Source organism: Hymenobacter sp. (assembly GCF_035709525.1).
Classification (GTDB): Bacteria; Bacteroidota; Bacteroidia; order Cytophagales; family Hymenobacteraceae; genus Hymenobacter.
Map to the genome: position 1 here is coordinate 49,057 of NZ_DASTEP010000019.1, position 7,836 is coordinate 56,892.

Below are 7,836 nucleotides of genomic sequence, written 5' to 3' on the forward strand. Positions count from 1 at the left end.
TGAGTGCTATTTCTTCCGCTTCCAGCAATAGTACTTGCGGTACCAGGTAGCGGTTTTTTTGAACAGGCTACCCGGCGTTTCGTGCGGAAACATATTGATGCGGAAAATCTGCATCCGGTCATCTTCGAGGTGCAGGCCGCCCGTGTCGGTAGCCACGGCGTAGGTGAAGCCGGCTTGCTGGGTCAGGGCTTTTACCTCCTCGTTCAGCGCGCCGTAGGGGTAGGCGAAGGAAATAATTTCGGTGTTCAGGGCTTCTTCCAAGGCGGCTTTGCTGTCGCGCATCTCGGCTAGCGCGGTGGCAGCGGGCAGCTCGGGCAGCTTGGCGTGGCTCATGGTGTGCGCGCCGATTTCCCAGCCCGCCGCCACGAAGGCTTGTTTTTGGGCGCGGTCCATGATGTCGGCGCGGGGCTCGGTGAGGTCGGTAGCGAGGTCCCACTGGTTGTAGCGAATGTCAAAATCGCCCAGCAGGTAGAGCACGCCCCGGTAGCCGTACTGCTGCATCAGGGGGAGCAGGTTGGTGTAGTTGTCGGTGTAGCCGTCGTCGAAGGTCAGGATAACGGGCCGGCGCGGAAACCCGGCCAGCGAGCGCCGGCCGCTGGCAAACTCCTGATAATCGCGGAAGGTGATTGGCGTAAAACCGTGCGCGTTGAAGTACGCCAGGTGCTTTGCAAAATCCGCCCGCGTCACAAAAATCTGGTGCTTGCTGGCCAGCGGCGCATCAGGAATCTTGTGGTACATGAGCACCGGAATGAAATCCGGCACCGCCTTTTTCATCCGCGCCGATTCGTACACCGCCAGCACCCGCGCCGCGATAGCGGGCAGGTCGTAGTCGGCGCGCACGCGCTGCTGCAAGGCGGCGGACACCCGCGTCGGCGCTTGCCAGAAGGCCCGCGCCTCGCCCAGCACCAGTTGCCAATCGACCGCCTCCGCGCCCTGCCGCGCCAGGATATCGCCGAAGTTGGAAGCCGCCGCCGTGGTGTAGGTCTCTTCCGTGACGCGGCCGGCGTAGCAGGCTTCGCCCAGCGCCAGCACCGCCCGGCCCGCGCCCAGCGCCTCGATGGCCACCCGGCCCGCGCCGATGACGAGGTCGGTTTTGAGCAGCCAGCCGGGCACATCGCTGGTGAAACCTACTATCTCGACGCGCGCGCCAAACTCAACTTGCAGCGCGGCCAGGGCCGTTTTGCCGGTGGCGGGCAGGTGGTCCAGCTCGCCACCGATGAGCGCTACCCGCAACGCCGGAAACTCGCGCAGCAAGGGCGGAAAGACGTGCTCGAAAAGCGCGGCGGCGCGCTCGCCTTTCGGGCCGTTGAAGCGGCCGATGAAGGCCATGCGCCCGCTGGGTGAGTTTTGAGTTTTGAGTTCTGAGTTCTGAGTTGCGTCGGATTGCGCGTTATCCAAACTCAAAACTCCATCAAACCCTACCCCATTGGGCACCACCGCAATCTTACCCAGCTCCATCTTCACTTCCTCACGCAGATGCGCGGCCAGGTTGCCGCAAATGGCAATCACCTTATCGCCGTACACATCAAACAGCGAGGTAGAAGCGTGCAGGTGCTGCCGCCCGTGTACGGTGCTCACCAGCGGTACCGGCCGGCCGCGCACGGCGAAGTAGCTCACCCAGCTCGCCGCCCGCGAATGGGCGTGCACCACGTCGATTTCGTTTTCCTGTATCAGCCGGCGCAACGCCTGAATATTACGCCAGCGCTGCTTGTATTTGCGCTGGCTGATGGGCAACTGCACCACCGTAGCCGCCGTGGGCAGCGTGGCCGCATCAGAAGCCAGCCACACCTGATGGCCCTGCTGGCGGTGCGCCTCGGCTAGGGCCACGGCGTAGGCAACGGAGCCGGCGAAGAAATTGGCGGAAAGGACGTGCAGAATACGCATGAGGCGCAAAGGTACCGGGTGGGGTAGAGACGCATTAGCTGGCGTTTCTACCTCGTCATTCGGCAGGCGCAGCGTTCGTCTAAAAGAAAACCCTGCGAAACCCCGCGCCTACCCCTGCGAAACCCTGCGGGAAAGACTGTTAGCCAAATTTTAAAACCGCCAAAATCGCGTGAACAATAGCTGTTTTTGACCGCCCGCCCGCTACCTTTCCGGGCCGTTTTTCCCGGCCTCTTTATGCGCCCCTGTCGCCTGCTGCCGCTGCTGCTTTTGCCGCTGTTCGCCACCTTTTCCTGCTCCAAAAAAGCCGACCAGGAAACCCAAACCACCACTAGTAATCAGGCCGACGGCGAGGAAATCGACCCGTACCAGAACATCTCCTTCGCCTTCGACGAGCCGGTGGCCCCGGCCACGCCCGAGGGGCAATGGGACACGACGCGCTACGTGCAGTTTTCGCCCGCCATCAAAGGCAAATTCAAGTGGACCAACGAGGGGCGCGAGCTGGTGTTTTCGTCCTACGAGCCGCTGCCGCCGAGCACGGTCATCGAGGCCAGCCTGCGGCCGAGCGCGCTGCCCTCTGGCAAGCAAAGCCTGAAGCTCGACCGCAGCAAGTTTCATACGCCGCTGGTGGCCATGAGCAGCCCGCAGGTATTTTACGGGCGCAGCGAGCAGGCCGTGGGCACGGCCGAGCTGCGCGCCAACCTGGTTTTCAACTACCCCGTGCGACCGGCCGACCTGCGCCCGCGCCTCTCGCTGAGCCAGAACGGGCGGCCGGTAGCCTTCACCGTCACGGCCGTGGAGCCGGACAAGACGCTAGCTGTCAATATCAACCAGGAAGTGAAGCCCGGCGAGCCGCTGCAAGTCACGGTGGCGCCGGGCTTGCAGGCGGTGGCCGGCAGCCGGGCTACCACCGCGCCGCTGGTGGCCTCGGCTACCGTGCCCGAGCAGGAGACGCTGCAAGTGCGCGAGCTCACGGGCTCGGTGCTGGAGGGGCAGCCGGTGGTGACGCTGCTCACCAACCAGCCGGTGTCCGTGGCCGACATTCAACCGCTGCTGAAGGTGGAGCCGCAGGTGGCATTTTCGATTGAGGCCCAGGAAAGTGGGCTGCTGCTGCGCGGCGGCTTCGAGATTGGCAAGGAGTACCAAATCAGCATTGAGCCGGGCGTGCGCGGGGCGCTGGGCGGGCGGCTCATCGAGCGGTTTAGCCAGGGCGTGAGCTTTGCCGACGTGCAGCCGAGCATCAGCTTCGCCAGCGCGGAGAAAGCCATGTACCTCAGCTCGATAGGGGCGCGCAACCTGGGCTTGCGCCTAAGCGGCGTGGAGAAAGTGCAGGTAACGGTGGCCAAAATCTACGCCAGCAACGTGCAGGAATTTCTGCGCGGCGGCAAGCGCTACGGCTACGAAAGCGGTGGCGGCGAGGGCGAAGAGGACGGCGAGTACAGCGGCGGCGGCGACGGCGACCCCGATAACGACGGCGGCAGCGGCAGCTACCAATACTACGAGCTCGAAAACCGGGGCGACGTACTCTTTAAGCGCCGCTACACCACGGCCGCGCTCCGCAAGCAAAACGGTTTGCACCTGCTCAATCTCAACCTCAAAGACTTAGAATTCAGCGCCCCGCTCAAGGGTCTCTACGTGGTGCGCGTGCAGGATACCGAGCACCTGTGGCTGCGCGAAGAAAAGCTGGTGGCCCTGACCGACCTCGGCCTCATTGCGCGGCAAAATGCCAACGGCGACGCGGTGGTTTTTTTGAACTCCATCCGCACGGCGCAGCCGATAAGCGGGGCCACGGTGCGCTTTCTCAGTACCAGCAACCAGGTGATGGCCACCGCCACCACCAACGGCCAGGGCGTGGCGCGCTACGACAGCGTGGCCGGCTCGCGCCTGCGCCTGGGCATGGTAACGGTGGTGAAGGACGCCGATTTTTCGTTTATTAACCTGCCCCAAACGCAGGTCGAAACCTCGCGCTTCGAGGTGGGCGGGCTCACTAGCAACGCCGCGCATTACCAGGCCTTTATGTACGGCGACCGCGACTTGTACCGGCCCGGCGATACCATTTATACCAACACCGTGGTGCGCCACGACGACTGGCGCACGCCCCCGACCGGCCTGCCCGTGAAGGTGCGCCTGCTGCTGCCCACCGGCAAGGAATACGTGAGCCTCGGCGAGCGCCTGAACGCCACCGGCGCGGTGGCGTCGCGCTTCATTTTGCCGGCCAGCATCATGACCGGGCTCTACACGCTGGAGGTGCTGACCGGCAACGACGTGCTGCTGACCTCGCGGCAGGTGAGCGTGGAAGAATTCATCCCGGACCGGCTAAAAGTGACCGTTTCGGCCGCGCCCACCACGGTGCGCCCAACCGAAACGGTGAACGCTAAAATCACGGCCCTCAACCTATTTGGGCCGCCGGCGGCGGGGCGCAAGTTTGAGGTTGAGTTTTCGCTGAAAGCCAAGTCGTTTACGTCCAAAGACTACCCTGGCTACAACTTTGATATTCAGGCCGGCAGCGGGCGCAGCGCGCTGGCCGACTTGGCCGAGCAGTTTCCGCACGAGCAGCGCGAGGGCGAAACCGACGCCGCCGGGCGCGGCGCGGCCCCCTACACCGTGCCCGACGTGCGCGACATGGGCACGCTCACGGGCACGGCTTTCGCCACGATATTCGACGAAACCGGCCGGCCGGTCAACCGCCTGGCTACTTTCGAGGTGCAGACCCAAAAGGCGATGTTTGGCATCGAGCGCATCGGAGGACTAGTGGGCACGCACCAGGACTTGGATATGAAGTTCGTAGCCCTCACGCCCAGCGGCCGGCCCACGGCGGCCACCGCCCAGGTCACGATAGTACGCAAGCTCTGGGAAACGGTGCTGGAGCGCCAGGGCGACCGCTACGTGTACAACTCACAGAAGCGTGAGGAAGTACTACTGACCAAGCAGTTGCCGCTGAGCGGCGTGGACAAAATCAAGTTCCGCCCGCAGTACTCGGGCGAGTACGAAGTCCGCATCATGCGGCCCGAGGCCAGCAACTACGTGGCCGAGTATTTCTACGCCTACGGCAGCGGCGACACGGCCGGCAACTCCTTCGAAGTCAACAACGAAGGCGAGGTTATCATCGAGGCCGACAAGCCCAAGTACGAGCCCGGCGAAACGGCCCAGCTGCTGCTGAAAACGCCCTTCCCCGGCCGCATCCTCGTGACGGTGGAGCGCGACCGCGTGCTCGACCATTTCTACGTCGATACCGACCAGAAATCGGCGCGGGTGAGCATCCCCATTCGCGGCGGGCACGTGCCGAATATCTACGTCACGGCCACCGCCATCCGGCCCATTACCGACAATTCGCTGCCCCTAACGGTGGCGCGGGGCTTCGTGCCGCTGGCGGTGGAAAAGCCCAGTACGCACCTGCCCCTCACCCTGAAAGCCGCCGCGCAAAGCCGCTCGCAGGTGTTCCAGACCATCGAGGTACGCACCACGCCCGGCGCCCAGGTGACGCTGGCGGTGGTGGATGAGGGCATTTTGCAGCGCAAAGACTACCGCACGCCCGACCCCCATGCCTACTTTTACCAGAAGCGGGCGCTCGAAGTCGGGGCCTTCGACATCTACCCCTTCCTGCTGCCCGAGCTGGGCACCAGTAGCAGCGGCGGCGACGCCGGCGACCTCGGCCGCCGCACCACGCCCGTGCCTAGCCGCCGCGTGCGCCTCATGGCCAAGTGGAGCGGCATCCTGACCGCCGACGCCAACGGCCTGGTGCAGTACAAAATACGGCTGCCGCAGTTCAGCGGGGCGCTGCGCGTGATGGCCGTGGCCTACAAAGACGACGCCTTCGCCAGCGCCGAGCAGACCATGAAGGTGGCTGACCCGGTGGTGATTAGCACGGCGCTGCCGCGGTTTGCTAGTCCGGGCGATACGATTGATGTGCCGGTGACGCTGACAAATACGACGGGTAAGACGCTTGTCGGCAAACCAATTTTCAGAATGGCTCCCGGCTCCTCCAAGAGAGTGGCAGCAATTGAAGTAGTAAGCGGCCCCCTCTATCATCCAACTAGCAGTAAAAATTTGGAGGTAACTATTAGCGATACCTCCTTCTTCTTTACTACTAAAAAACCGCCACTGAGTTTCGCACTGGCCCCTAATCAGGAAATAACCCTGATGTCGAGAGTTACAGCCAGAAACAGCATCGGTACTGGCAAAGTCACAGTTGCTATTTCAATTGAAGGCGAGCCAAGAGTTTTCACCGAAATCATCGAAATACCAGTGCGCCCCGCCGCGCCGCTCGAAAAGCGCACCGGCAGCGGCGACGCCACGGCCGGCACGCCGGCCACGCTCGATTTGCGCACCGACTTCCTACCCACCTCGCTGCGGAGCAAGATGCTGCTGAGCCGCTCGCCGCTCACGCAGTTCTCCAAAAACCTCGATTACCTGCTGCAATACCCCTACGGCTGCCTCGAGCAAACCGTGTCGGCGGCGTTTCCGCAGCTGTATTTCGGCGATTTGGCGGCCACGCTCAACCAGAAGCCCGGCCCCCACGTGCAGCGCTATAACCCCAACTACCACGTGCAGGAGGCCATCCGCAAAATCGAGAGCATGCAGCTCTACAACGGCAGCCTCAGCTACTGGCCCGGCGGCGACTACGACAACTGGTGGGCCACGGCCTACGCCGCCCACTTCCTGCTAGAAGCCAAGCAGGCCGGCTTCGCCGTAAACCAGAAGCTGCTCGACAAGGTACTGACCTATATGCAGTACCGGGTGAGGCAGCGCGAAACCGACAAGTACCAGTACTTCGACGTCAGCAACATTGCCCGCGAGCGCCTCATTGCCAAGCGCGAAATAACCTACTCGCTCTACGTGCTGGCCTTGGCCGGCCGCCAGGATGCCACGGCCCTCAACTACTACAAGGCCAACCGCCCGCTGCTCACCGCCGATGCGCGCTTTTTGCTGGCCTGCACCTACGCGCTGGGCGGCCAGCAAAAGGCTTTTCAGGAGACGCTACCCCACCAGTTCACCCCCGAAAAAGCCCGCCGCGAGCTCGACGGCTCGTTCTCGTCGCCCATCCGCGACGAGGCGCTGGCCCTCAACGCCTTATTCGAGGCCGACCCCAACAACCCGCAAGTCGCCAGCATCGCCCGCCAGCTGAGCCGGCAGGTGAAGGCCGAGCGCTATATGAACACCCAGGAATCGGCTTTCGCGCTGCTGTCGCTGGGCAAAATAGCGCGCCGCGCCCGCGCCAGCACGGTCACAGCCACGCTCTCAGCGGCCGGCAAGCCGCTGGGCAAGTTCGACGGTAAAGACCTGACGGTGCAGAACGTGGCCAACTACCAGCTGCTGCTAAAGGCCAGCGGCGCGGGCCAGCTCTACTACTTCTGGGAGATGGAGGGCATTTCGGCTGGCGGGCGGGTGCACGAGGAGGATAGCTACCTCAAGGTGCGCCGCCAGTTCCTGAACCGCGAAGGCCAGCCTATCTCGCCCACCGGCATCCGCCAAAACGACCTGATAGTAGTCAAAATAACCCTGCAAGCCGCCGACGCGGCCGGCGAAGTGAAGAACGTGGCCATTACCGACCTACTGCCCGCCGGGTTGGAAATCGAAAACCCGCGCCTAGGTCCGCAGCGTGAGGTGAAAGGCACGGAAGCCGCCAGCACGCCCGACTACCTCGACGTGCGCGACGACCGGATTAACTTGTTTACGACCGCTTCGGCTACGCCGAAGACGTTTTACTACCTGGCGCGGGCGGTGAGCAAGGGCACGTTTAAGCTGGGGCCGGTGAGCGCGGATGCGATGTACAACGCGGAGTACCACTCGTACAACGGGGCGGGCGTGGTGCGGGTGCGGTAGGCCGGCAGCCCTAACGTGGGCGCCTCACCCCCCGGCCCCCTCTCCGAAAAGGAGAGGGGGAGCCTAACGACTAATCAACGACTGCCTACGTCCGCGAACGGTCGGCTCCCCCTCTCCTTTTCGGAGAGGGGG

2 protein-coding genes are annotated in these 7,836 nt (G+C 63.5%); one reads left to right on the forward strand and one right to left on the reverse strand.

Features of this window, described 5'->3' with window-relative positions:
* Positions 1-6: 6 nt before the first annotated feature.
* Positions 7-1,884 carry a polysaccharide deacetylase family protein gene (locus VFO93_RS01720; protein ID WP_325132578.1) on the reverse strand — a complete coding sequence of 626 codons (1,878 nt, stop codon included), beginning with the start codon at positions 1,882-1,884 and terminating at the stop codon, positions 7-9.
* A 234-nt stretch (positions 1,885-2,118) separates the two neighbouring features.
* On the opposite strand from VFO93_RS01720, the gene VFO93_RS01725 reads away from it, so the two are divergent.
* Positions 2,119-7,704 carry an alpha-2-macroglobulin family protein gene (locus VFO93_RS01725; protein ID WP_325132579.1) on the forward strand — a complete coding sequence of 1,862 codons (5,586 nt, stop codon included), beginning with the start codon at positions 2,119-2,121 and terminating at the stop codon, positions 7,702-7,704.
* Positions 7,705-7,836 lie beyond the last annotated feature (132 nt).

Excerpts from the sequence above, each read along its gene's own strand:
- VFO93_RS01720 (WP_325132578.1), bottom strand. The coding sequence starts at position 1,884 with ATGCGTATTCTGCACGTCCTTTCCGCCAATTTCTTCGCCGGCTCCGTT.
- VFO93_RS01725 (WP_325132579.1), top strand. The coding sequence starts at position 2,119 with ATGCGCCCCTGTCGCCTGCTGCCGCTGCTGCTTTTGCCGCTGTTCGCC.